The sequence below is a fragment of the Streptomyces erythrochromogenes genome (assembly GCF_036170895.1).
GTDB classification, from domain to species: Bacteria; Actinomycetota; Actinomycetes; order Streptomycetales; family Streptomycetaceae; genus Streptomyces; species Streptomyces erythrochromogenes.
The window spans coordinates 2,410,727-2,435,186 of record NZ_CP108036.1; the positions used below are offsets into that span (position 1 = coordinate 2,410,727).

The 24,460-nt window shown below is 72.7% G+C and carries 19 protein-coding genes; 8 read left to right on the top strand and 11 right to left on the bottom strand.

The window, feature by feature from the left end; all coding sequences use genetic code 11:
• Positions 1-101: 101 nt before the first annotated feature.
• Genes OHA91_RS10710 through OHA91_RS10720 form a run of 3 tightly spaced genes read left to right on the top strand, consistent with a single transcriptional unit; the run spans position 102 to position 3,710 of the window.
• Positions 102-2,192, top strand: a complete 2,091-nt coding sequence (locus tag OHA91_RS10710; protein WP_266492211.1) for a restriction endonuclease — start codon at positions 102-104, stop codon at positions 2,190-2,192.
• A 12-nt stretch (positions 2,193-2,204) separates the two neighbouring features.
• Positions 2,205-2,792, top strand: coding sequence for a hypothetical protein (locus tag OHA91_RS10715; protein WP_328739171.1), 588 nt, complete (start codon positions 2,205-2,207; stop codon positions 2,790-2,792).
• A 9-nt stretch (positions 2,793-2,801) separates the two neighbouring features.
• Positions 2,802-3,710 carry a CAP domain-containing protein gene (locus tag OHA91_RS10720; RefSeq protein WP_266492207.1) on the top strand — a complete coding sequence of 303 codons (909 nt, stop codon included), beginning with the start codon at positions 2,802-2,804 and terminating at the stop codon, positions 3,708-3,710.
• Between the two features lie 28 nt (positions 3,711-3,738).
• On the opposite strand, the gene OHA91_RS10725 is transcribed toward OHA91_RS10720, so the two are convergent.
• Together OHA91_RS10725 and OHA91_RS10730 are read right to left on the bottom strand one after the other, a co-directional pair.
• Positions 3,739-4,842, bottom strand: a complete 1,104-nt coding sequence (locus OHA91_RS10725) for a CobW family GTP-binding protein (protein ID WP_031146500.1) — start codon at positions 4,840-4,842, stop codon at positions 3,739-3,741.
• A 26-nt stretch (positions 4,843-4,868) separates the two neighbouring features.
• Positions 4,869-6,029 carry a citrate synthase/methylcitrate synthase gene (locus tag OHA91_RS10730; RefSeq protein WP_031146498.1) on the bottom strand — a complete coding sequence of 387 codons (1,161 nt, stop codon included), beginning with the start codon at positions 6,027-6,029 and terminating at the stop codon, positions 4,869-4,871.
• 80 nt (positions 6,030-6,109) lie between these two features.
• On the opposite strand from OHA91_RS10730, the gene OHA91_RS10735 reads away from it, so the two are divergent.
• From OHA91_RS10735 to OHA91_RS10750, 4 genes are all read left to right on the top strand, one after another.
• Positions 6,110-7,345, top strand: a complete 1,236-nt coding sequence (locus tag OHA91_RS10735) for a citrate synthase (RefSeq protein ID WP_328739172.1) — start codon at positions 6,110-6,112, stop codon at positions 7,343-7,345.
• 210 nt (positions 7,346-7,555) lie between these two features.
• On the top strand, positions 7,556-7,720 hold the full coding sequence (locus tag OHA91_RS10740; protein WP_328739173.1) for a hypothetical protein: 165 nt from the start codon (positions 7,556-7,558) through the stop codon (positions 7,718-7,720).
• Between the two features lie 105 nt (positions 7,721-7,825).
• Positions 7,826-9,427, top strand: a complete 1,602-nt coding sequence (locus OHA91_RS10745; RefSeq protein WP_328739174.1) for a sensor histidine kinase — start codon at positions 7,826-7,828, stop codon at positions 9,425-9,427.
• Positions 9,424-10,125, top strand: a complete 702-nt coding sequence (locus OHA91_RS10750; RefSeq protein ID WP_031146493.1) for a DUF7342 family protein — start codon at positions 9,424-9,426, stop codon at positions 10,123-10,125. Before OHA91_RS10745 ends, OHA91_RS10750 begins: the two co-directional genes overlap by 4 nt.
• A gap of 64 nt (positions 10,126-10,189) precedes the next feature.
• Here the strand turns inward: OHA91_RS10750 and OHA91_RS10755 are convergent, their stop codons facing one another.
• The 3 genes from OHA91_RS10755 to OHA91_RS10765 all read right to left on the bottom strand — a co-directional run bounded on the left by OHA91_RS10755 (position 10,190) and on the right by OHA91_RS10765 (position 14,561).
• Positions 10,190-11,782 carry a solute symporter family protein gene (locus OHA91_RS10755; protein WP_031146491.1) on the bottom strand — a complete coding sequence of 531 codons (1,593 nt, stop codon included), beginning with the start codon at positions 11,780-11,782 and terminating at the stop codon, positions 10,190-10,192.
• Positions 11,779-12,264, bottom strand: a complete 486-nt coding sequence (locus tag OHA91_RS10760) for a DUF485 domain-containing protein (RefSeq protein ID WP_051892621.1) — start codon at positions 12,262-12,264, stop codon at positions 11,779-11,781. The genes OHA91_RS10755 and OHA91_RS10760 overlap by 4 nt, the downstream gene beginning before the upstream one ends.
• A 176-nt stretch (positions 12,265-12,440) precedes the next feature.
• Complete coding sequence (locus OHA91_RS10765) at positions 12,441-14,561, bottom strand: DNA gyrase/topoisomerase IV subunit B (RefSeq protein WP_031146487.1); 2,121 nt, start codon at positions 14,559-14,561, stop codon at positions 12,441-12,443.
• 447 nt (positions 14,562-15,008) lie between these two features.
• Between OHA91_RS10765 and OHA91_RS10770 the strand changes: the two genes are divergently transcribed.
• Positions 15,009-15,242 carry a DUF7455 domain-containing protein gene (locus OHA91_RS10770; RefSeq protein WP_030028922.1) on the top strand — a complete coding sequence of 78 codons (234 nt, stop codon included), beginning with the start codon at positions 15,009-15,011 and terminating at the stop codon, positions 15,240-15,242.
• Between the two features lie 189 nt (positions 15,243-15,431).
• On the opposite strand, the gene OHA91_RS10775 is transcribed toward OHA91_RS10770, so the two are convergent.
• The 6 genes from OHA91_RS10775 to OHA91_RS10800 form a co-directional block, all read right to left on the bottom strand.
• Positions 15,432-16,358 (bottom strand): S1 family peptidase, encoded by a 927-nt coding sequence (locus tag OHA91_RS10775; RefSeq protein ID WP_078959066.1) that lies wholly within the window; start codon positions 16,356-16,358, stop codon positions 15,432-15,434.
• Between the two features lie 140 nt (positions 16,359-16,498).
• On the bottom strand, positions 16,499-18,082 hold the full coding sequence (locus OHA91_RS10780; protein WP_328739175.1) for an RNA polymerase sigma factor: 1,584 nt from the start codon (positions 18,080-18,082) through the stop codon (positions 16,499-16,501).
• Positions 18,083-18,468: 386 nt separating this feature from the next.
• The gene (locus tag OHA91_RS10785; RefSeq protein WP_078959064.1) at positions 18,469-19,356 is read right to left on the bottom strand and encodes a FadR/GntR family transcriptional regulator; all 888 of its coding nucleotides are present in this window, start codon (positions 19,354-19,356) and stop codon (positions 18,469-18,471) included.
• A gap of 191 nt (positions 19,357-19,547) precedes the next feature.
• Complete coding sequence (locus OHA91_RS10790) at positions 19,548-21,335, bottom strand: ABC transporter ATP-binding protein (protein WP_328739176.1); 1,788 nt, start codon at positions 21,333-21,335, stop codon at positions 19,548-19,550.
• Positions 21,336-21,523: 188 nt separating this feature from the next.
• Positions 21,524-22,270: an NUDIX hydrolase gene (locus OHA91_RS10795; protein WP_328739177.1), complete on the bottom strand. Its 747-nt coding sequence runs from the start codon at positions 22,268-22,270 to the stop codon at positions 21,524-21,526.
• Between the two features lie 168 nt (positions 22,271-22,438).
• A complete protein-coding gene (locus OHA91_RS10800) occupies positions 22,439-24,427 on the bottom strand; it encodes an amylo-alpha-1,6-glucosidase (protein ID WP_328739178.1) in 1,989 nt (662 codons plus the stop codon).
• Between the last annotated feature and the right edge of the window lie 33 nt (positions 24,428-24,460).

A 24,460-nucleotide genomic window follows, 5' to 3' on the forward strand; every position in this document is an offset into this window, starting at 1 on the left:
CCGGACCATTCGGGTGGTACGTCCGGAGGACGTACCACCCGAATGGCGACTAGTGTTTTCCCTCTTGGCACTGTCGGGTGGGGCGGGAGAACACAGAGCTGATGAGTCGTCGGTCGGGCGGTTTGATCGGGGACTGGGCCGAGGCCCAGCGCCGGATGCAGCAGACGCAGCTGATCCAGCACCGCGAGGCGGAACGCCGACAGCGGGCGTACGAACGCGAGGCGGCCCGGGGGCAGCGCGAGCAGCAGGCCGCCTACCGGCAGCATCGCGAGGCCGAGGCACGACGGCGTACGGAGCGCATCGAGGCGGAGGTCGCCGGGCTGCAGGGGCTGCTGGCCGCGGGCTGCCGGGCACCGGCGTTCCGTACGGCCGCGCTGGTCCGGCCGGAGCAGCTGGAACCCTTCGCCCCGGGGAATCTCGCCCATCCGCTGCCGATGCCGCGCCTCGAGCAGTTCCAGCAGCAGAACAGCGGCTGGACCCTCGGCTCGAACCGCCGGGCGCAGGCGGAGCGCGAGGCGCACGCCCGCTACACCCAGGCCTGGCAGGCGGCGCATGCCGCGGAGCTGCAGCGGCAGCAGCAGCTGGCGGCGTACCGGCAGCAGTACGACCAGTGGGCGGCGCAGCAGCTCGCCGGGATCCGGGAGCACAACAACGGCCTCGCCGAGCTGGCCAGGGCACTGCGCGCGGGTGACGCCGATGCCGCCGTGGAGTACTTCTCGGCCGCCCTCTACGCCTCCACCGCCTGGCCCGAGGCGCTGCCCAGGCAGCTGGCCGCCGCCTACGATCGGGGCGCGCGCGAGCTGGTCCTGGACTGGCAGCTGCCGGGGTTCCAGGTGGTGCCCGAGGCCAAGTCGGTCCGGTACATGCCGAGTACGGACCAGGACAAGGAGACGGCTCGCCCTGCCACGCAGCGGCGCGCGCTGTACCGGGACCTGCTGGCGCAGTGCCTGCTGCTGGTGGTGCGCGAGCTGTACGCGGCGGACGAGTTCGGCGCGCTCGAGTCCGTCGTGGTCAACGGCTTCGTGGACGACCACGATCCGGTGACGGGGCAGGAGGCGCGGATCACGCTCGCTTCGGTGTCGGCGGCCCGCTCCGCCTTCGCGGGGCTTCGGCTGGAGCAGGTCAGCGCGGTGGACTGCCTGGTGGAGGGGTTGCGCGGGCAGCTGTCGGCGCGGCCCGACCAGCTGACGGCCGTACGCGCGGGACGCCGGCCCGACGAGGTCGGCGGCGGAGTCGTCAGCCACGGCGGGCACGCGGGCGACGACGAGGACGAGCCGGACCTCTTCGTGATGGACCCGATCGCCTTCGAGAACCTGGTGGCGGAGCTCTTCCGGGCGATGGGCATGGAGGCGTTGACCACACAGCGGTCCGGCGACGGCGGCGTCGACATCGAGGCGAACGACCCTTCCCCGATCACGGGCGGACGGATCGTGGTCCAGGTCAAGCGCTACCGCAACACCGTGCCGCCCACGGCGGTACGGGACCTGTACGGCACGGTCCAGGACAAGGGGGCGAACAAGGGGGTGCTGGTCACCACCTCGTCCTTCGGGCCGACGTCGTACACCTTCTCCAACGGCAAGCCGCTGGAGTTGGTTCCCGGGGAGAAGCTGGTGGAGCTCCTGCACCAGTACGGGCTGCGCGGACGCCTCGGTGGCGGCCCGGCGGCCCGGGTCCCGGCGCAGCGGGCTCCCGAGCCCGCCCCGTCGGACGACCACAACGTGCTCGGCATGACCTGGTCGGGCCGGGTCGCGCTGGACGTGTGCGCCCTGGTCTGCACGGGCAACCGGGTGCTCAGCGAGGACCACTTCGTTTTCTTCAACAACCCGCGCACGCCGGACGGTTCGGTACGGGCCCGGGCGCACGCGGCGCCGGACAAGGCGGCGCTGGAGGTCTCCTTCGAGGCCCTGCCGCGCGAGGCCGACCGGCTGGTGCTCGTGGCAGCCGTGGACCCGGAGGCCGATCCGCATGCCGACCTGGCAGGTTTCACCGACGCCCGGATCCGGCTCCTGGACGCGGCGGGCGCGGAGGCCGGGCAGCTGGAGGTCTCCGACGGCCGGGCCGGTGAGACCGCGCTGGTGCTGGGCTCGTTCCGGCGCAGGCCGAACGGCGACTGGGACTTCGTGATCGGCGGCAAGGGCTACCGCGGCGGCCTGGAGGACCTGCTGCGCGAGTACGGCGTCGAGGTCGCATAGGGGGTGGAGCGGATGGACGAGTCGGACGACCGGTCTCCGGAGCCGGTCTGGGTGGTGGCCGCGAACGTCGTGGCCTGGCGTCGCTGCGGCGTCGGCGGCCAGGAACTGCGCCCGGGGACGAAGTTCTTCAAGGGCGGGGCGAAGGTGTACGTGGCCCGGGTGTACTGGGGTCCGGGGGGTGACCGGGTCACGGTGGCGGGGCGCGAACGGCACACCGGCCGGTGGATCGTCATCGACACGGCGACGCGCCACCTGTACGGCTTCCGGCCGAAGCTCGTCCACACGCCGCGCGTCCTGGAACGGCTGCGTGAGGAGCGCTACGCGCGCGGCTTCGCCACGGCGGACTACGCGGTGGACGCCGCCGCGATGCTGGAGCGGTACGCGCGCCGGTACCGCGCCGCGACGGCGCCGAAGAGTCCGCATCCGGGCCGCTGCCTGTGTCACGCCTGCCTCACCGGCGAGGCCCACTACGCGGACGACCCCGACGGGCCCGATCACGCGGATCAACCGAATCAACCGGATCACGCGGAGAAAGTGTTATCGCCGGCCGCCCCGCGGGTCTCCCCATGTGTCAGGCCAAGTGGGCCGTCACACCTCTGAGGAGATGCGATGCAGTTGCGCGACGACGAGTTCGGGCAGGGCGTGGACGGGGCGGTGCCGGACCGGTCTTCCGGGCCGCGTCACGCGGGCCGGGTGGCCGGTGGCCGCCGCCGGACCCGCCGGAAGATGCCCGTGCCGGCAGCGGTCGCCACCGTGGTCCTGCTGACCGGAGCCGGGAGTGCGTACACGCTCATATCCGGCGAAGCTCCTGCCCGTACCGCGGCGACGGCCTCTGCCTCGTCCTCGTCCTCCGACGCCGTCGGCCCGGGCCCGCTGGGCGGCCCGCCCACCGGCCCGGCCTCACCCACCGTCGGGGCAGGTGCGGCGGCTGAGACCCCCACGGCCGGGGCGACACCGAGCGCGAGCACCACCGCCGCCTCCCCCTCGCCTACCGCGGCGTCGGCCGAACCCGTGTCCAAGCAGTCCGCCAAGAACGACCGGCCCGCGCAGCCGACCCGCGGCCCTTCGGGGAACGGTCCGGTGGGACCGGACCCGAAGGTGCCCGGTGCCCGCATCTCGACGCAGGACGTCCGCACGGCCCAGTCGTTGTCCCTGCAGCTGCTGAACGGCGAACGGGCCACCGTCGGCAGGCCTCCGCTCGTGCTCAAGCAGGACCTCAGCGACTTCGCCCGCAAGTGGGCCGAGCACATGAAGAAGAACGGATTCGGCCACTCCTCCAATGAGGAACGGGCCTACCTGAACACCGGCTCGCGCACCTGGACGGGCGAGAACATCGTCTGGTGGAGCGATGCCTCGATGACCGCCCAGGAAGCCGCCGAGAAGTTCCAGTCGATGTGGCGCCACAGCCCCGGCCACTACAAGGCGCAGGTCAGCGCGGAGTTCACCGAGGTCGGCGTGGGTCTGCACCACGACGCCTCCGGCTGGTGGGGCGTGCACAACTTCTCGGACGGCACGTAGGGGGCCGGCCGCGCCCGGCGCTGCGCGGTCAATACGTCGGGGGCACCGGGGGCGTCTCGGACGTGTCCGGCTCCGGTGCGTCGCCCCAGTCCTCCGCGGGCCGGTCGACGTACCGCAGCACGCCCCACATGCTCTCGGGGTTCGCGTCCTGGGGGGCTTCGTCACGGCAGGCCTCCAACTCCCGCACCAGGCCCTCGCCGTCGGTGCCCGAGCCGATCAGGACCAGCTGCGTCAGGCGGGGTTCGCCCCGCCCCCAGGGCTGCGGGGCGAAGCGGAGGAAGCGGCCGACCGCCTGGATCTCGTAGCGCTCCTCGTGTCCGGGGACCCCGAACCACACGTAGCCCTTGATCCGGTAGAGCCCGGCCGGGCGCCGGTCGAGGAAGTCCATGAACCGGCGCGGGGAGAGCGCCTGCTCCGAGGTGAACTCGGTGCTCTCGTAGGCGGCGTGCGCGTGGGTGCAGTGGTCGTGGCCCTCGGCCTGCGCGAGCAGGTCCTCGAAGGACAGCTGTCCCCGGGTCTCGGTCCAGGGCCTGCGGTCGAAGAGCAGCTCCGGGTCGATGCGGCCGTGGGCGGCGCCCACGACCGGGGTGCCCGGCGCGCAGAGCGCGGCGAGTTCGGTCTCGATCCTGGCCCGTTCGACAGGGTCGACCCGGTCGGTCTTGTTGAGCACCACCAGGTCCGCGACGGCCAGGTGTCGGTCGGTCTCCGGGTGCCGGGCCCGGGTGGCGTCGAATTCCGCCGCGTCCACGACCTCCACCATGCCGCCGTACCGGACGGCCGGGTTCTCGTTGGCCACCAGCATGCGGATCATCTCCTCGGGCTCGGCCAGGCCGCTCGCCTCGATGACGATCACGTCGATCCGGTGGACGGGGGCGGAGAGCTTCTCCAGGTACGCGTCCAGCTCGCTGCCGTCGACGGCGCAGCACAGGCAGCCGCCGCCGAGGGAGACCATCGAGTCCCCGACCTGGCCGGCCACCGACATCGCGTCGATCTCGATGGAGCCGAAGTCGTTGACGACGACCCCGATGCGGGTACCGCCGCGGCCGGCGAGGAGGTGGTTCAGCACGGTGGTCTTCCCGGATCCGAGGAATCCGGCGAGGACGACGACGGGGATGGGCTGCCTGCTGTTCACCCGGTCGATCGTAGCCAGGCTCCCGGTCAGTCCATCAGCGGCACCGGCTGCGGAGGGGTAGGTCCCGTGTACCGGGCGGCCGGTCGGATGATCTTCGAATCGGTGGCCTGTTCCAGGATGTTCGCGCTCCAGCCGACGACCCGGGCCGCGCAGAAGGTCGGGGTGAACATCTCGCGCGGCAGCCCGCACAATTCCATGACCACGCCCGCGTAGAACTCCACGTTGGTGTGCAGTTCGCGGCCCGGCTTGAGTTCGGCGAGGATCTCCTCCACCTGGCGTTCGACCTCCACGGCGAAGTCCACGAGGGGGCCGCCGAAGCCGAGGGCGATCTCGCGCAGCATGCGTGAGCGGGGGTCCTCGGTGCGGTAGACGGGGTGCCCGAAGCCCATGATCCGGTCGCCGGCGAGGACACGTTCGCGGATCCACGGCCCGATCCGGTCCACGGTGCCGATCGCGTCGAGGGTGTCCAGGGCGCGGCTGGGGGCGCCGCCGTGCAGCGGGCCGGAGAGCGCGCCGATGGCCCCGGTCAGGCAGGCCGCGACGTCGGCGCCGGTGGAGGCGATCACCCGGGCGGTGAACGTCGAGGCGTTGAAGCCGTGGTCGACGGTGGATATCAGGTACCGCTCGACCGCGCGGGCCCGGGCGGGGTCGGGCTCCTCGCCGGTGAGCATGTAGAGGTAGTTGGCCGCGTACGGGAGGTCCGCGCGCGGCTCGACCGGCTCCAGGCCCTGGCCCAGCCGGTGCAGGGCGGTCAACAGGGTCGGCACCGCGGCGCAGGCCGCCAGCGCGTCCGCTGCCCGGCGCTGGGGGGTGAGGTCGTACACCGGCCGGAATCCGGCGGAGGCGCCGAGCAGCGAGAGCGCGGTGCGCAGCCCGGCGAGCGGGCCGGAGAGCCGGGTGGCGCGGGCCAGGTCCGGCAGGACCGCCCGCACCTCCTCGGGGAGCCGGCGCAGCGCGGCGGTCTCGGCGGCGAAGGCGGCCCGCTCGGCGGGATCCGCCGGGAGGGTGCCGCGGAACATCAGGTGCCACACGTCCTCGAAACTGCGGCCGGCGGCGAGCTCCACGGCCGAGTACTGGCGGTAGTGGTAGAAGCCCTCGCGGCCCCGGACGTCGCCCAGCTCGGTTTCGGTGACCACGACTCCGGCGAGGCCCCGCGGTCCTTCGATGGTGCTGTCGGTGGTGTTCATGCATCGACCATCCATGATGGATTCAATCGCTGTCAATATTGATTGAATCAATACAACAATGCATCTGTAGGGTGTTCGGCATGAGTGACCAGACGGACGGCGGACGCAGGCTCAGCACGCAGGAGGCGGCGCGGGTGCTCGGCGTGAAGCCGGCGACGGTGTACGCCTATGTCAGCCGGGGCCAGCTCACCAGCCGCCGCGATGCGGCAGGGCGGGGCAGCAGCTTCGACGCCGCCGAGGTGGAGGCGCTGGCCCGGCGCAGCCGGCGCGAGGCGGCGGCTCCCCCCGCCGGTGAGCTCTCGGTCCGCACGGCGCTCACCCTCATCGAACCCGACCGGTTCTACTTCCGGGGCGTCGACGCCGTGGCCCTGGCCTCGCGGTACCGCTACGAGGAGGTCGCCGAGTGGCTCTGGACCGGGACCCTCACCCCCGGGGCCCGGTTCACCGCTCCTGCGGAGCTGCTGGAGGCGGCCCGTCGGGCGGTGGACGCCCTGCCGGCGCACAGCGGCCCGGTCGACCGGCTGCGGGTGGCGGTCGCCGCCGCCGCGGTGGCGGATCCGCTGCGCTTCGACCTGTCGGAGGAGGCCGTACTCGGCTCCGCGCGCTGCCTGATCCCGACGCTGGTCGGCGCACTGCCCGCGGTGGGCAGCGGGTGGGCCGGCGACGGCCGGATCGCCCGGCAGCTGTGGTCCCGGCTGACGCCGCGGGAGCCGGACCCGGACGCCCTCGCCGTACTGGACCTGGCCCTGGCGCTGCTGGTCGACCACGACCTGGCCGCCTCCACGCTCGCCGTACGGGTGGCCGCGTCGGCGCGCGCGCATCCGTACGCGGCGGTCTCGGCCGGGCTCGGCGCGCTCGAAGGACCACTGCACGGCGCGGCCGGGCGGCTCGCGCACCGGATGCTGGTGGAGGTGCTGGAACAGGGCGGTGCCGCGCCGGTGGTCGCCGAGCACCTGCGGGCGGGACGCCGGGTCCCGGGCCTGGGCCACCGCCTCTACCGGGGCGAGGACCCCCGGGCGGGGGCGCTGTTCGCACGGCTGGAAGGGCTGGAGCAAGCCGCCCCCGCCCTGGCGGCGGCCCGCGAGGTGGTCGCGGTGACGGCCCGCCAGGGCGGGCTGCACGCCAACGTGGACCTGGCGCTGGCGGTCCTGTCGGTGTCCTGCGGCATGGCCGCCGAGGCCGGTGAGACGGTCTTCGCGGTGGCCCGCACGGCGGGCTGGATCGCCCACGCGCTGGAGGAGTACCAGGAGCGCCCGCTGCGCATGCGGCCGAGCGGCCAGTACCACGGCCCGCGCCCGCCCCAGCCGATGCCTTAGACCGTGTCCGGGCGGCCCAGTGGGCTGTCCCACCGCTCCGCGATGCCCTCGGCCAGCGCGAAACGGGCCGCAGCCCCGTCCTCCCGGCCCAGCAGCACGGCCAGTTCACCGAGAGTTCCTTGCGGAAGTAGTCCGTCCGCAGCGGTCCGGCCCGGCCGTGGATACCGGGGCTTCCCGCTCCTCCCCGCGGCGGCCAGCGCGACCGCGAGCATGTCCCCTGCCGGTGGACCGGAGGCCGCGTGGACCTCCCGCAGCCACGGCACCGGCTCCGCGAGCCGCCCCGGCGAGAACGCCGACCTCCTCGTCGCGCCCCCGGAATCCCTCCCGGACGTCCAGGAGCCCTACGACACCCACTTCACCCGCAGTGACCCGTGAAACACGACCCGGGCATGACGGGAGTGGGGTACCCGACAAGCGGGGCGCAAATGTTCCGCTTGTGCCGGGGCCGACCTACCGTTGCTGTCCATGCGGTTCCCCCTCATGAGCGCTCGGCGCCTCGGGCTGCCCAGACGGGCGGTCTCGCAGATCCTGCTGACCCAGCTGGCCATCGCGGCCGGGGTCGTCGTCCTGGCCACGGGACTGTTCCTCGCGCCGCTCAGCGCCCAGCTCGACGACCAGGCCATGCGCCGTGCCCTGGCCATCGCGCAGAGCGCCGCGGCCGATCCCGCGATCGCCGCAGGCCTCCTGGATTCCGGGGCGTCGGCGGACAGCCCGGTGCAGGCCTCGGCCGAGCGCATCCGCCGGGCGACGGGCGCCGAGTACGTCGTCGTCCTCGACCTGGACGGCATCCGCCGCTCGCATCCGAGCCCCGACCGGATCGGACTGCCCGTCTCCACCGACCCGAGCGACGCCCTGGCCGGCCGCGAGGTCATGGAGATCGACGACGGCACCCTGGGGCGCTCCGCCCGCGGCAAGGTCCCGCTCGTCGCCGCCGACGGCGAGATCGTCGGCGCGGTCTCGGTCGGCATCGCCTACGACAGCGTCCGCGACCGCCTGCTCGGGGCCATACCGGGCCTGCTGGCCTACGCCGGCGGCGCCCTGGCCGCAGGCGCCCTCGCCGCCTACCTCCTCTCCCGCAGGATCCAACGCCAGACCCGTGACCTGGCCTTCTCCGACATCGCCGGCCTGCTCGCCGAACGCGAGGCGATGCTGCACTCCATCCGCGAAGGCGTGATCGCCCTCGCCCCGGACGGCCGGGTCCGGCTGGTCAACGACGAGGCCGCCCGCCTCCTGGGCCTCACCCCGGACACCATCGGCACCTTCGCCGGACGGCCGCTGGGCGACGTCCTCGGCGCCGGCCGCACCGCCGACGTACTCTCCGGCCGCGTGACGGGCCGGGACCTCCTCACCGTCCAGGGCCCGCGGGTCCTGGTCGCCAACCGCATGCCCACCGCGGACGGAGGTGCCGTAGCCACCCTGCGCGACCGCACCGAGCTGGAGCACCTGGGCCGCGAACTCGACTCCACCCGTGGTCTCATCGACGCCCTGCGCGCCCAGGACCACGAACACGCCAACCGTCTCCACACCCTCCTCGGCCTGCTGGAGCTGGGCCTGCACGAGGAGGCGGTGGAGTTCGTGACGGAAGTCGTCGGCGTGCACCGCACCACCGCCGAGCAGGTCACCGAGAAGGTCCACGACCCGCTGCTGGCCGCCCTCCTCGTGGGCAAGGCCACCGTCGCCGCCGAGCGCGGCATCCCCCTGCGGCTGGCAGCCGCCACCCTCCTTCCCGACCGCCTGGTCGACCCGGGCGGGCTCGTCACGATCGTCGGCAACCTGGTGGACAACGCCCTGGACGCCGCCGCCGGCGGAACGGCGCCCCTGGTCGAGGTGGAGCTGCGCGCGGAGGGCCGTACCGCCGTGCTGCGGGTGCGCGACAGCGGCCCCGGGGTCCCCGCCGCGCGCCGCGAGGAGATCTTCACGGAGGGCTGGTCGACCAAGCAGCCCCGGGCCCACCGCGAGCGCGGGCTGGGCCTCGCCCTCGTACGCCGCCTCGCAGAGCGGCAGGGCGGAAGCGCCCGGGCCGGTGAAGCAGCGGACGGAGGGGCGGAATTCTCCGTCGTACTTCCGGAGGCCCTGCGATGAACGAGACCCCGATCCACGTATTGGTCGTCGACGACGACATGCGTGTTGCCCGGATCAACGCGGCGTACGTGGCGAAGGTTCCCGGTTTCCACGTGATCGCGCAGGCACATTCGGCCGCCGAGGCCCTGGACTTCCTCTCCGCCCACCCGGTGGACCTGGTCCTCCTGGACCACTACCTCCCCGACGAGAACGGCCTGGACCTGGTCCGCCGCCTGCGCCAGCGCGGCGACGGGACCGATGTGATCATGGTCACCGCCGCCCGCGACCTCGCCACCGTGCAGGCAGCCATGCGCCTCGGAGCCCTCCAGTACCTGGTCAAACCGTTCACCTTCGCCGGGCTGCGCACCCGGCTGGAGGCGTACGGTTCGCTGCGCCGCGCCCTGGAAACGGGCGGTGAGGCCGAACAGGCCGAGGTGGACCGGATCTTCGGCGCCCTCGCCGGCGCGGCTTCCGTGAACGAGCTCCCCAAGGGCCACTCCCCCACCACGGCGGAGCTGGTCCGCCAGGTGCTGCGCTCCGCCGAAGGCCCCCTGTCCACCCAGCAGATCGCCGACCGCGCGGGCATCAGCCGCCAGACCGCCCAGCGCTATCTGAAGCTCCTCGAACGCTCCGGCCGCGTCTCCCTGGCCCTGCGCTACGGCGAGACCGGCCGCCCGGAGCACCGCTACGCCTGGCTCCCGTCGGAGGGGCCGGCCTGACGGCCCCCGACCCGCCCCCCCGACCCGCCCCTCCGGCCCGGCACCTCCGGTTCTGCCCCTCCGCTCAGACCGCTCCAGCGCCGGTCAGCGAACGGACTTCCGTCTCCGCGTGCTTCGCCTCGTCCGGTTCCTCGCCCGAGATGACCGTGCCCAGCCAGCCGGCCAGGAAGCCCAGCGGGATCGAGACGATCCCCGGGTTCTGCAGCGGGAAGAACTGGAAGTCGACTCCCGGGAACAGCGACTCCGCACTGCCCGACACCACCGGTGAGACCAGCACCAGCAGTACCGCCGGGACCAGGCCCCCGTACACCGACCAGACGGCTCCGCGCGTGGTGAAACCGCGCCAGAAGAGCGAGTACATCAACACCGGAAGGTTGGCCGAGGCCGCCACCGCGAAGGCCAGCCCCACCAGGAACGCCACGTTGAGGTTCTGCGCGAGCAGCCCGAGGGCGATGGCCACCGCCCCGATGCCCACGGCGGCGGCCCGGGCCACCGAGACCTCGCTGCGCTGCCTGGCGTGCCTGCGCTTGAGCGAGGCGTACAGGTCGTGGGCCACGGAGGCGGACGAGGCCAGGGTGATGCCGGCCACCACGGCCAGGATGGTGGCGAAGGCGATGGCGGCGACGAAGGCGAACAGCACGGCGCCACCGGTGGTTTCGGCGCCTCCGCCGAGGAAGGCCGCGAGCAGCGGGACGGCCGTGTTGCCCGAGGCGTTGGAGGCCCGAACCTCGTCCGGTCCGACCAGGGCCGCGGCCCCGAAGCCGAGGACGATGGTCATCAGGTAGAAGCTGCCGATGAGCCCGATCGCCCACACCACGGAGCGGCGGGCCGCGCGGGCGGTGGGCACGGTGTAGAAGCGCGACAGGATGTGCGGCAGTCCGGCGGTCCCCAGGACCAGCGCGAGACCGAGGCTGATGAAGTCGAAGCGGGCGGTCCAGTCCCCGCCGTACTTGAGTCCGGGGCTGAGGAACGCGAGTCCGTGCCCGCTGCGTTCGGCGGCGCTGGTGAGCAGCCGGTCGAAGTCGCCGTGGAAGCGCAGCAGCACCAGCACCGTCAGCGTGATCGCCCCGCCCATCAGCAGCACGGCCTTCACGATCTGGATCCAGGTGGTGGCCCGCATTCCGCCGAAGGACACGTAGACCACCATCAGGGCGCCCACCCCGATCACGGTGAGGGTCCGGGCCGCGGCGCTCGAGTTCCCCAGCAGCAGCCCAACCAGGCTGCCCGCGCCGACCATCTGCGCGACGAGGTAGAGCACGGACACGACGACCGAGGAGGTACCGGCCGCGATCCGCACCGGGCGCTCGCTCATCCGGGCCGCGACCACGTCGGCGAGGGTGAAGCGCCCGCAGTTGCGCACCAGTTCGGCGACGAGGAACAGCACCACCAGCCAGGCGACGAGGAATCCCACCGAGTAGAGCAGGCCGTCGTAGCCGAAGAGGGCGATCAGACCGGAGATGCCGAGGAAGGAGGCGGCGGACATGTAGTCGCCCGCGATGGCGAAACCGTTCTCCATCGGGGAGAAGAGCCGCCCGCCGGCGTAGAACTCCTCGGCCGAGCCGTGCCGGTTGCGACTGACCCAGGTGGTGATGCCCAGGGTCACCGCGATGAAGAGGCTGAACAGCATCAGCGCCAGGGTCTGGTGCTCAGTGGTCACCGGCCCGCCCTCCTCGCCCGGTTCCGCTCCTGGCCGCGCTCCTGCTCGAAGACGGTCCAGCGCAGGTCGAGCGCGGCCCGGTCCCGGCGCAGCCGCGCATGCCGGGCGTAGGCCCAGGTGAGCAGGAAGGTGCTGAGGAACTGGCCGAGCCCCGCAAGCATGGCCACGTTGACCGCGCCCAGGACGGGGCGGGCCATCAGACCGGGTGCGGCCGTGGCGGCCACCACGTAGGCGACGTACCAGAGGAAGAACCCGGCGGTCGCGGGGACGACGAACCGGCGATATCGGCTGCGGACCTCCTGGAAGGCGGCGCTGCGCTGTACTTCCAGGTAGATGTCGGATGCGCCGGGTGCCGGGCGGCCGGCCGGGGCCGGCCGCGGCGGGGACGGTTCCGCGCCCTCGCCCCAGCCGACGGCCAGCGCGTCGTACCAGGGGTCGTCCAGCCGGATCGTTCCGACATCACGACCTTCGTGCTTGTCCACCGAACTCTCCTTGTCCGCTGCCGCATTGGCCGCGTGCCCACAAGGATGTGCGGAATGGACTGTTTCCGGACTGGTGTACCGGTGCTCTTCACTCCAACAGGTGATGGAGCGAAGGGCACCGGTGTGCCGTCGCGACCGCCCGCATCAGGCGTCGCCGGCCACCGGTGCCCTTCCGCTCAGGCGTCGATGCGCGAGCGGTCCAGCGTCGCCGCGGAGCTCGTGATGAACTCCTTGCGCGGGGCCACCTCATTGCCCATGAGCAGGTCGAAGACCTGCTCGGCGGAGTCCAGGTCGCCGATGTTGATCCGGCGCAGGGTACGGAAGCGGGGGTCCATGGTGGTCTCCGCCAGCTGGTCCGCGTCCATCTCGCCGAGGCCCTTGTAGCGCTGGATCGAGTCCTTGTACCGGATGTTCTTGCGCTGGTACTCCAGAAGGGTCTGGCGCAGCTCGTTGTCCGAGTACGTGTAGACGTACTTGTCCTGGCCCTTCTTCGGCTGGACCAGCTCGATCCGGTGCAGCGGCGGGACGGCCGCGAAGACCCGGCCGGCCTCGACCATCGGCCGCATGTACCGCTGGAAGAGCGTGAGCAGCAGGCAGCGGATGTGCGCGCCGTCCACATCGGCGTCGACGAGCAGCACGATCTTGCCGTAGCGGGCAGCGTCGATGTCGAAGGTCCGGCCCGAGCCGGCTCCTATGACCTGGATGATCGCCCCGCACTCGGCGTTCTTGAGCATGTCGGAGACCGAGGACTTCTGGACGTTGAGGATCTTGCCGCGGATGGGCAGGAGTGCCTGGAACTCGGAGTTCCGGGCGAGCTTCGCGGTGCCGAGGGCGGAGTCGCCCTCGACGATGAAGAGCTCGCTGCGGTCCACGTCGTCGCTGCGGCAGTCTGCCAGCTTGGCGGGCAGGGAGGAGGTCTCCAGCGCGGTCTTGCGGCGCTGCGCCTCCTTGTGCTGGCGGGCCGCGATCCGGGTCCGGGCAGCCGCGACGATCTTCTCCATCACGGCGCGGGCCTGCTGCTTGTCGTCACGCTTCGTGGAGGTCAGGAAGGCCTTGAGCTCCTTGGCGACCACGGCGGCGACGATCCGGGTGGCGGCCGAGGTGCCGAGCACCTCCTTGGTCTGACCCTCGAACTGGGGTTCGGCCAGACGGACGGTGACGACGGCCGTCATGCCCTCCATCGCGTCGTCCTTGACCACGTCGTCCTCGGCCACGCGCAGCAGCTTGGCCGAGCGCAGCACCTCGTTGACGGTCTTGGTCACGGAGCGTTCGAAGCCGGTGACGTGGGTGCCGCCCTTGGGGGTGGCGATGATGTTCACGAAGGACTTGACGTTGGTCTCGTAGCCCGTGCCCCAGCGCAGGGCGATGTCCACGCCGAGTTCGCGGGTGACCTCGGTGGGGGTCATGTGGCCGCGGTCGTCGAGGACCGGGACGGTCTCCTTGAAGGTGCCCGATCCGGTCAGCCGCAGCACGTCGCAGGCGGCCTTGTCCTGGGCGAGGTACTCGCAGAACTCGCTGATGCCGCCGTCGAAGCGGAAGGTCTCCTCGGTCTTGCCGGCCCCGTCGATGCCCCGCTCGTCGCGTACGACCAGGGTCAGGCCGGGGACCAGGAAGGCGGTCTGGCGGGCGCGCTGGTAGAGCGTCTCCAGGCCGAGGCGGGCATCCTTGAGGAAGATCTGGCGATCGGACCAGTAGCGGATCCGGGTGCCGGTCTTGCCCTTGGCGATGCGCTTGACCTTGCGCAGGCCGTTCGCCGGGTCGAAGGGGCTGTCCGGGCCCTGCTCGGTGAACATGCCGGGGACGCCGCGGCGGAAGCTGATGGCGTGGGTGGAGCTGCCCCGGTCGACCTCGACATCCAGGCGGGCCGAGAGGGCGTTGACCACCGAGGCGCCGACGCCGTGCAGGCCGCCGGAGGCCGCGTACGAGCCGCCGCCGAACTTGCCGCCCGCGTGCAGCTTGGTCATGACGACCTCGACACCGGACAGGCCGGTCTTGGGCTCGACGTCCACGGGGATGCCGCGGCCGTTGTCCCTGACCTCGACAGAGGAGTCCTCGTGGAGGATCACTTCGATGTGGTCGCAGTAGCCGCCCAGGGCCTCGTCGACGGAATTGTCGATGATCTCCCACAGGCAGTGCATGAGGCCCCGGCTGTCGGTCGAGCCGATATACATGCCGGGACGCTTGCGGACGGCCTCCAGCCCTTCGAGGACGAGCAGGTGCCGCGCGGTGTAGTTGGAACCGTCCCGGTCTGCTCCGGACAGCAGCGCGCTGGAAGGCACGGACGTGTCGGCGGTCACGCAGTTCGCTCCTCGCTGAATTTCTTTTCTGGCCCTGTCGGGCGCAGGGGTGGCTCGGGTGCCCGTCGAAGGGTACCGAGGCCAGGTAGAGCCGATGCAACGCCACCCTCGCGCTTTCCTCAGCCTAGTCCAGATCCGCACGGATGTTCGATCCCCCGGGCGGGTGAAGGAAACATCACGTTCCCTTCCGCGCATGAACCATTTAGGGTTCGGGCACGTCCTCATGAACAACCTGGCACTCTCGCCGGGGAGGATGGAACTGCAACAAGCACACGACTGACAACGCGAAACCGTAAAGCAACGCAATACGGCTCCTTCGCCGCCAACCGGCAACAGCCGGCCAGCTTCGGAAGGAAGTTTCGAGGAAAAGCCGCGAGCGGGAACGTTTTCGGCCTGGTTGGATGTTGACCCTGGTACGACAGCTCGTCGAGCTAGAGAAGAGGCGACGTGACTACTGTTCTGACACCCGCGACCCCGCTGACGGCCGCTGACCGATGCGACCGTTGCGGCGCCCAGGCATATCTGCGCGTCGTCCTGCTGAGCGGCGGTGAACTGCTCTTCTGCGCCCACCACGGTCGCAAGTTCGAGCCGGAACTCAAGAAGATCGCCGCGGAAATACAGGATGAGACCGAGCGGCTCACGTCCGCTCCGGCTGCCCATGCCGAACCCGAGGACCGCTGACACACAGGCCGAACCTCGCATCCGACGAGCCAGGACCGGCCAGGCCGGTCGACGGGCGGCACCCCTGAGACCCAGGGGTGCCGCCCGTCCTCACATCCGCAGGCCGTACCCCCGCCCCTCGCGAGGGGCGGGGGTACGGGCTGTCACCGGCGTGTCGCGCTGGTCGGCCGGGACATCGTCCGACCGCCGCTAATGCGCACGATGCCCCTGTACGGACCCTGCTCGCGCCCCGGAGCTCCTCTGGGGCCCCCACGCGGCGTCCTGGCCCCCACCCGGCTGCGCGGCCCTCTCCGGGGCCGTCACGAAGCCGGCCAAGGGGGCGATGCGCGTGTACACGCCCGGACTGTCGGCCCGCCCGCAGCCCCGGCCCCACGAGACCAGCCCGATCAGCCGCCCCTGGGCCACCAGCGGCCCGCCGCTGTCGCCCTGGCAGGCGTCCTTGCCGCCCCCGCCGTCACCCGCGCACACCATGGATTCGGCCCGGTACTGTCCGTCCGCGTCCCCGGGGTAGGCGCGCCCGCAGACCTCGTCCGCCAGCACCGTCACGCGTGCGGCCCGCAGGGCGTACGCGTAGTCGCCGAAGCCGCTCGTGTCACCCCAGCCGTACACGTCCGCCTCGGTGCCCGCCCCGTACGCGGGGTGACCCGCCTCCGCCATGGGGAGCACGTGGTGCGCCGGCACGGCTTCCGCCAGCTCCAGAACCGCGAGGTCCCCGGCATTGCTCTGGGGGTCGTAGCCGGGGTTGACCCGCGCCCCGCGCACCGCGATCTCCCTGCCGTCGGCCGCCCGGAGCTCCGTACGGCCGGCGATCACCCGGAAATCGGACACGGATTCGACAGGACCGCCGAGCACCTGCCGGCTCAGGCAGTGCGCCGCGGTGACCACCCTGGTCGGAGCGACGACGACACCCCCGCAGAACTGCCCGTCCCGCGTACCTCCGAACCGGTCACGGCTGGCCAGAGCCACGACCCAGGGGCTGTCGGCCACCATCACCGGCTTCCCGCCGATCACCACGCTGTCCGCGGCCGCCTGAGGCATCTGGGCGAGCGGCGCCGCGGCCGCTCCCGCCGCCAGGGTCAGCGCGCCCGCCAGGACACGGGCAAAGGGACGACGCATGAGGCCTCCTGACTCCGAGTGTGCATGACTCCACCCAGAGTGGGATGCCCGGTGGCCGAGCGCACCCGCGCGGCCACCGCCACGGCCTCTGTCGCCGGGCCTCGGCACCTTGCGCCGCCGAGGCCCGTCCGCCCGCCTGCTCAGTCCAGGTAGTCGCGCAGCACCTGGGAGCGGGACGGGTGGCGCAGCTTCGACATCGTCTTGGACTCGATCTGGCGGATCCGCTCACGCGTGACCCCGTAGACCTTGCCGATCTCGTCAAGGGTCTTCGGCTGCCCGTCGGTGAGACCGAAGCGCATGGAAACCACGCCGGCCTCGCGCTCGCTCAGGGTGTCGAGCACCGAGTGCAGCTGCTCCTGCAGGAGTGTGAAGCTCACGGCGTCGGCCGGGACGACGGCCTCGGAGTCCTCGATGAGGTCACCGAACTCGCTGTCGCCGTCCTCGCCCAGGGGCGTGTGCAGGGAGATCGGCTCACGGCCGTACTTCTGGACCTCGATGACCTTCTCGGGGGTCATGTCGAGTTCCTTGGCCAGCTCCTCCGGAGTGGGCTCGCGGCCCAGGTCCTGGAGCATCTGGCGCTGCACGCGGGCGAGCTTGTTGATGACCTCGACCATGTGGACGGGGATGCGGATGGTGCGGGCCTGGTCGGCCATGGCGCGCGTGATCGCCTGCCGGATCCACCACGTCGCGTAGGTGGAGAACTTGTAGCCCTTGGTGTAGTCGAACTTCTCGACCGCGCGGATGAGACCCAGGTTTCCCTCCTGGATCAGGTCCAGGAAGAGCATGCCGCGGCCGGTGTAGCGCTTGGCCAGGGAGACCACGAGGCGGAGGTTGGCCTCCAGCAGGTGGTTCTTCGCCCGGCGGCCGTCCTCGGCGATGATCTCCAGCTCGCGCTTGAGCTTGGGCGCCAGCTTGTCGGAGTTCGCCAGCTTGTCCTCGGCGAACAGACCCGCCTCGATCCGCTTGGCGAGCTCGACCTCCTGCTCGGCGTTGAGGAGGGGGACCTTGCCGATCTGCTTGAGGTAGTCCTTGACCGGGTCGGCGGTGGCGCCGGCCACCACGACCTGCTGGGCCGGGGCGTCGTCCTCGTCGTCCGAGATGACGAAGCCCTTGTTCTCCCCGCCCTCTTCCTCTTCTTCGCCCTCGGCCTTGACCGCGTCGGGACCCTCTTCCGGGTTCTCGTCGTCGCCGCCCTCGTCCGCGTCCTTCTTGGCCGCGGTCTTCTTGGCTGCGGTCTTCTTCGCGGCCGTCTTCTTGGCGGGCGCGGCCTTCTTCGCGGCCGTCTTCTTCGCCGCCGCCTTCTTGGCGACGGGCTCCGCTGCCGTCTCCTCGACGAGGGCGTCCGCTGCCTGCGGGTCCGCCGCCTCGGCCGCCGGGACCGCGGGGGCCGCGGGCTGCGCCGCCGTCGTCCTGGCCGCCGTCTTCCTGACCGGCTCGGTGGCCGTCCGCTTGGCCGGGCTCTTCGCTGCGACGCTCTTGCGGGTGGTGCGCTTGGGCGACTCCGCGGCACTGACCATCAGCGTCACACCCTCTTCCTCGAGGATCTGGTTGAGGCTGCGCAGAACATTCTTCCACTGGGTCGCAGGAATCTGGTCAGCCTCGAAGGCCCGACGCACGTCATCGCCGGCGATCTGCCCCTCGGCCTTGCCCCGCTCGATGAGCGCCATCACAGACTCGGAATCGGCGATCTCCGGCGGGAGCGTACGGGATGTGCTGGCCGACACGAACAACCTCTCGGAACGATGGGAACGGCTTCCGACCCCGGGCCTGGTGGTGCTGGACCGGAGCCGACGACCACCGACCGGGGATGGGCCGGCGGCGCGGGCAGGGGCCGGGGAGCTGCACAGCACCCCCAAGGGCTGCTGTCTTCCCTCCGTCGGCCATCACCTCTTAAGTCATCGCGCGACCTCGCGGAGCGTTACGCCCAATCTTCGTGGCCCGAGTCACACCCCGTATGCGCGAATGCCGGTCATACGGTCGCACCCCTCGGTTCCGGAAGGGCCGCGGCGGCTCCGGAAGGGGCTCCGGAACAGGGACGGGGCCCGCACGCCGGTGTCGCCGGGCCCGGCCGGGCCCGGCGACGTGTCGTACACCCCCACGCGCCCGCCCGTCAGTGCTCGCGCGGGGCGGGGACCACGCGCTCGACCTCCGGATGAACCGTCAGGAGCTGGCGCATCGCGCTCTCGGCGCCCACCGCGTCGCCCGCGGCGAGGGCCTCGACCATCCGTGCGTGGTGCGCGACGCAGGTCTCGCTCGGCCGGTCGCAGGAGGTCATCGGGCTGCCGGAGACCTGGAGGGCGGCGGAGACGATGCCGGAGAGGTGCTCCAGCATGCGGTTGCCGGCGACCTGGATGAGGAGCGCGTGGAACTCGTTGTCGGCGCGCGCGAAGGTGATCGAGTCACCCTGCCCGAGGGCGTGGCCCATGATCTCGACCATGTCGGCCAGGCGCTGCTGGATGTCCGGGCGGCCGTGGCCGGCGGCCAGGCGGGCGGCGAGCGGCTCGATCGTCCAGCGGAGCTCGCCGAGCTCACGGCGCTGGTCGTCGCGCTGGGGCCCGAAGGCGCGCCACTCGATGATGTCGGGGTCGAGCAGGTTCCAGTCGGCGACGGGGCGGACCCGGGTGCCGACGTTTGGGCGGGCGCTGACGAGGCCCTTGGCCTCCAGGACCCGCAGCGATTCGCGGACGACCGTACGGGAGACCTCGAAGCGCTGGCCGATCTCCTCGGGGACCAGGGGGCGGTCCGCGCCGAGGTCGCCGGAGACGATCATCTGGCCGAGCTGCTGGACGAGTTGGCCGTGCAGTCCGCGCCCGCGGCTGCCTGCCGCGCGGCGGCCCACGCGGCTCAACTCCACGTCGGCGCCGTCCCAGTGGGGTGCTCCGACGCGGTCGGACACGGGGGCCTCCGCGTAGGGGTAGCGGTCGAGTTCGCCCGCGCCGGCGAGGCCGGAGTCGGCATGGCGGGCGGCGGTCATCATGGTGTGCGCAAGGGTACTCACGAATCCTTTGTCGGTCGTGCCTCCACGACCCTTGAGGTCTTTGGTGAAAAGCACACGAAAGGGTGATCGGCGCCACCTGCGCAATTGACGACTTATCGTAAAGAACCGGGCCTATTGGGTGGAGTTGCGGTCCGCTTGACGCGACATGGACTGCAACGGTCCCGTCCGTGACCGCTCCGGCACCGGAACGATCACCAACGGACCCTGCTGCGCAGTCCGGTGAACCCATAGGCGCACAACAGGACCATCAGCGACAACACCAATGCGGTGGCGACGGGTTGGGTGATCACCCGCAGGGCCCCCACCAGCAGCCGGTCCGCCTCGGGCGGCCACTGCACCCAGGACAGGCCGCGCAGCCTGGGCCCCAGTCCGGTCACCGGGTACGCGGACGAGCCTTCCAGCGCCTTGCGCACCAGCGGAACCACTCCCACGGGTACGGCGAGCACCGCCGCGAGCCCCGCGGTGGCGGACCGGAAGACGCCGGAGGCCAGTACTCCGGCCCAGGCGCAGCCGATCAAGAGGCCTGCCCAACTAGCCGCCGGGGACAGCCATTCCACCGGGACGCGCAGGGGGCCGCTGTCGAAGACGAGTGCCAGGGCGGCGGCGTCGGCCGTCACCACCAGGGCGCCCAGCACGAGGGCGAGGGTGGCGCAGACGCCGAGTTTCGCGGTGAGCAGTCCCAGACGGCGGGGCACGGTGCCCCGGTCGGCGGCGAGGGCGGGGTAGCGGTACTCCTCGCCGAAGGCCAGCGCGCCGAGCAGACCCGCACCCAGGGCTGCGGGCGGCAGCGGCAGCAGCTCGGGCCAGGCGGCGAGCAGCCGGCTCTGCGGGGTCTGGCCGGCCCGGGCGAGCACGAGGGCGGTGAGGACGGAGACCACGACGACGAGGGCGGCGGTCAGGACGGGGGTGGCGGTGCCGAAGACGCGGAGCAGCTCGTAGCGCAGGGGCCGCAGGGGTCCGCCCACGCGCCGCACGGCCGAGGCCGGCGGCTGGGAGCGGGCGCGCCGGGCAGGGCCGCCGGAGTCCTCGGAGGGCTCCTGCGCCGCGCCGGCGGCCACCGCGGTTGCGGCCCCGGCCCGGGCGTGCGGGACCGGCGCCGTCGAAGCGCCGGCATCGCCGGTCTCGTCGGCGAGCTGGTGGACCAGTACGCCGTGGCGGAACGCCGCCTCGCCGACCTCGGCGCAGTTGCTGCCGTACACCGACAGCCGGCTGCCGCTCTCCTCGACGATCTCCACCGCCCGCTGGGCCGCGCGGGCTTCCCGTCCCAGTACGTCGGCCAGCCGGGCGGCGTGCGGGGTGCGCACGGCGACCCGGGGCCTCAGCCTCGTCCGCGCGAACTCCGCGGCCTCCTGGTCGGCGACGAGGCGGCCCGCCTCGATGCTGACGACCCGGTCGGCGCTCCGGGCCGCCTCCTTGGCGTCGGCGGTGGTGAAGAGCACGGCTCCCCCGAGAGAGGCGTGGCCGCGCAGCAGCCCGTACAGCCAGCCGCGTTCGCGGGGGGAGAGCCCTGCGGCGGGCTCGTCGAGGAGCAGGGTGCAAGGATCGCCGAGCAGGGCCGAGGCAAGGGCGACCCTGCGCTCCATGCCGAGCGACAGCGAGCCGAGACGCTGATCCCGCAGGCCCGCGATGCCGACGACCTCGAGCATGGTGTCGGCCCGGGAGGCCGGCACCCCGGCGGCGGCGCAGAGCATCCGCAGCTGGTTGCGGACGGTTCGTGCCGGGTTGCCGGGGACGTCTCCCAGCACCACTCCGACCTCACGGCCGGGGTGCGGGATCCGGTGCAGCGGCCGGCCGCGGAAGTAGGTGACGCCGCGGCCCGGTTCGAGTTCGAGCATGAGCCGCAGGGCGGTCGTCTTGCCCGATCCCGGCTCGCCGAGCAGGGCGGTCACATGCCCCGGGCGGGCCTCGAGGGTGAGGTCGTCCACAAGTGGCGGGGCGCCGGAACGTGGTTTGCTGGTGAGTCCGATGGCCTGGAGCATCGCTTCCCTCGCGGGGTGTGAGACCGCTTTGCGGCAGCGTGGGTACCGCAAGCAAGATAACGCGATATGTCCGATTTTCGGCGCAACCGGTCCGATGGAATGCCGATCGTTCCGTCAAGCTCACCCCCGTCCGGGAGCCCGGTTCGGCCGCCGGCGGGTGCAGGACCGGCGGCGCGTGTGCCGCGGCGTCAGACCTCCGGGCGCAGCATCGGCGGGTTGAGCAGGGTCGCCCCGCCCGCCCGGAACAGCTGGGCCGGGCGCCCGCCCTGACGGGTCGTCGTTCCGCCGGCCGGCACCAGGAACCCGGGGGTGCCGGTGACCTTGCGGTGGAAGTTGCGCGGGTCCAGCGCCACTCCCCACACGGCCTCGTACACCCGTCGCAGCTCGCCGACGGTGAACTCGGGCGGGCAGAAGGCGGTGGCCAGCGAGGAGTACTCAATCTTCGAGCGGGCCCGCTCCACACCGTCGGCAAGGATCTGCGCGTGGTCGAAGGCGAGCCCAGCGGAGCTCTCGTCGCCGACGGCCAGCACCTCGTCGACAGGGGCCCAGCGCGCGCTGTTGGCGTCGCCGCCGGCCCGGGGTGCGGGGAGGTCCGGCGCCAGCACCAGATGCGCCACGCTGACGACCCGCATCCGCGGATCACGCTTCGGGTCGCCGTACGTGGCCAGCTGTTCGAGGTGCGCCCCGTTGCCCGCGCCCGGCAAGGCGGGGTCGTGCGCGCCCAGGCCGGTTTCCTCGGCGAGCTCTCTGGCGGCGGCGGCCGCAAGGTCCTCGTCCCCGCGGACGAATCCGCCGGGCAGCGCCCAGCGCCCCTGGAACGGCTGCTCACCCCGCCGGACGACCAGCGCGCAGAGCGCGTGGCGCCGCACGGTGAGCACGACCAGGTCGACGGTGACTGCGAAGGGCGGATAGGCCGACGGGTCGTAGGGCGACATGCCGCGATCATAGTCGTCTGCCTGACGATAAACAGCGCTTTGGTGACCTTGAAGACAACGGCCTGCAGGCCGACGGGTGCGCCGGGCGGGCGCGGCCCGCGATGTGCGCCGCCTGCGCGCCGGAGTCGGCACATCACGGCTCGTACGAGGCGCGGGCCGCCGGCCGGCTCAGCCTCCCAGTTGGAGCGCATCCGCGGCCTCCTCCACCATGCCGAGGCCGAGCCGGCTGACCCGGACGGCGAAGGGCTCGCCCGCCACCCGCAGGCCCGCGAGCCGGATCGCGCCGAGGGGAGCGCCGGGAAGGGGAACGAGGGCGACGGTGCCGGCGGGGGCGTCGGGGCGGATTCCGGCGAGGGCGGTCAGTACGTGGACCCCCGCGGCCGCGGCCACGGCGGCGGGGCGGCAGGCCGCCGGGTGCGGGATGGGGGCGCTGCCCGCGGTCCGCTGCTCGGCGGCGAACATCTCCGGCAGCCGGTACCCGAAGGCCTCCGCCGCGTCCAGGAGGCCCCTGAGCAGGCCGGCCGCCTCCTTCTCGAACCCCGCAGCGGCCAGGCCGGACACGGCCACCGCGCTCTCGTGCGCCCGTACCGCGCCCGAGCGGTGGCCGAACGGGTTGTGTCCCGGTTCCTTGAGGGCCATGCTCCGCAACCCCCATCCGCAGTCCATGGCGGGGGCTCCGAGCAGCCGGGCCAGCTGCTCGGTGCGGATCCGGTCGAGGAGCCCGGGGGCGAGCCGGCCGCCGCCGAGCAGCCCGGTATCGAGCAGGTGGGCGGCGGCGCCGGTCAGCCGTGGCAGTGGCCGCCCGTCGGGATGCAGGGCCGAGGCCGGCCGGCCGCCGTCCGGGCCGTCGATCCAGAACCCCTCCCGGAACCGCTGCCGCAGCGCGGTCGCCCGCTCCCGCCACTCCTCCGCTCCGGGTCGTCCGCATCCGGCGAGGAGGTCCGCGCCGAGCACGGCGGCCCGGTGCGCGTGGGCCTGGGTCTCGCAGCGCCGCGGACCTGGCTCGGGATCCGCCAGGAAGCCGTCCTTGCCGAGGGCGCCGCGCAGCCAGTCGAGGCACCGTTCGGCGGCTGGGAGCAGTCGGGCGACGTCCTCCTCCGGCATGCCCCAGAGCCGGGCTTCGGCGAGCACGGCGGGGAAGGCGAGGGTCGCCTCGGTGCCGGTGCACGCGGGCGGCAGCTGCGGGCCCGCTCCGCGCAGGGGCCCCGGGATCTTCCCGGCCTCGGCCCCGGACCCCTCGGTCTGTGTCCGGGCGAGGATGCGCAGCGTGGCGGCGGCGAGCCCGGTCCCCAGCGGCAGCGCCATACGGGCGGCCCAGAGCGACTCCGCCGGCGCGAGGCCCAGCCGCCAGGGCGCCCCGGCCGCCGCGAAGGCGTCGCCCGGCTCCTCGGGGTCTCGCGAGAGCAGCGCGCCCAGATCCTCGACGCTGGTTCGGAACCACGCCTCGGCCCTCGGATCGTCCCCCTCGGCCCGGGCGTCGGCCAGCGGGTTCGCCACCTGGCCGGCGGGTGCCCGCACCACGCGGTCGTGCGTGGTCCGCAGCTCGATGGTGCGGGATTCGCCGGGGCCCAGTTCGAGCTGCCAGCGCAGCAGACCGGCCGAGGCCACGGCGTCGTCGGGCGCGGGCTCCGCCGCGGTGACGGCTTGCGCGCCGCCGGTGCTCCAGCGCAGGCCGGCCGCGTGCACCCCGGCGGGCAGCTCCGGGCCGGCCCGGCCGGCGGCCACTTCGGCCAGTTCCGCCAGGTCGGTGCCGAGCAGTACCTCCACGGGAAGCCGCACCGGCCGGCCCGTGAAGCTGCGCAGGGTGATCCGTTCGGTGCCGTCGGCGTGGCGGACGCGTTCCACCCCGATGTCCGGATCGGGTCCGGGCTCGGCGCCGGTGCGCACGGTGGCGGTGAAGGCGGCCCGGTCGGCACCGAGGCTGCGTCCCTGGACGGCGACCGGGTCACGGCCCCCGACGCGCAGCACGCACCTGGAGAGCAGCCTGCGCCCGGAGCGGTAGATCCCGTCGATCCCCCGCCCGGTCAGCTGGCCGTGTTCCGGCGAGATGACCAGGCAGGGCGCGGCGACGCAGATGACGGCGCCGTGCACGGGCGGCAGCTCGGGCCTGCGGGCTGCGGGCACGCCGGTCGGGCGGGGAGGTGCGGGGTGAGACATGTGTCGCCTTGTCTGCGCTCCGGTGGGTTCAGC

Bases quoted from the DNA above. Each gene is read 5' to 3' on its own strand.
- OHA91_RS10710 (WP_266492211.1), top strand. From the start codon at position 102: ATGAGTCGTCGGTCGGGCGGTTTGATCGGGGACTGGGCCGAGGCCCAG.
- OHA91_RS10715 (WP_328739171.1), top strand. From the start codon at position 2,205: ATGGACGAGTCGGACGACCGGTCTCCGGAGCCGGTCTGGGTGGTGGCC.
- OHA91_RS10720 (WP_266492207.1), top strand. From the start codon at position 2,802: ATGCAGTTGCGCGACGACGAGTTCGGGCAGGGCGTGGACGGGGCGGTG.
- OHA91_RS10730 (WP_031146498.1), bottom strand. From the start codon at position 6,029: ATGAACACCACCGACAGCACCATCGAAGGACCGCGGGGCCTCGCCGGA.
- OHA91_RS10735 (WP_328739172.1), top strand. From the start codon at position 6,110: ATGAGTGACCAGACGGACGGCGGACGCAGGCTCAGCACGCAGGAGGCG.
- OHA91_RS10740 (WP_328739173.1), top strand. From the start codon at position 7,556: ATGTCCCCTGCCGGTGGACCGGAGGCCGCGTGGACCTCCCGCAGCCAC.
- OHA91_RS10745 (WP_328739174.1), top strand. From the start codon at position 7,826: ATGAGCGCTCGGCGCCTCGGGCTGCCCAGACGGGCGGTCTCGCAGATC.
- OHA91_RS10750 (WP_031146493.1), top strand. From the start codon at position 9,424: ATGAACGAGACCCCGATCCACGTATTGGTCGTCGACGACGACATGCGT.
- OHA91_RS10775 (WP_078959066.1), bottom strand. From the start codon at position 16,358: ATGCGTCGTCCCTTTGCCCGTGTCCTGGCGGGCGCGCTGACCCTGGCG.
- OHA91_RS10790 (WP_328739176.1), bottom strand. From the start codon at position 21,335: ATGCTCCAGGCCATCGGACTCACCAGCAAACCACGTTCCGGCGCCCCG.
- OHA91_RS10795 (WP_328739177.1), bottom strand. From the start codon at position 22,270: ATGTCGCCCTACGACCCGTCGGCCTATCCGCCCTTCGCAGTCACCGTC.
- OHA91_RS10800 (WP_328739178.1), bottom strand. From the start codon at position 24,427: ATGTCTCACCCCGCACCTCCCCGCCCGACCGGCGTGCCCGCAGCCCGC.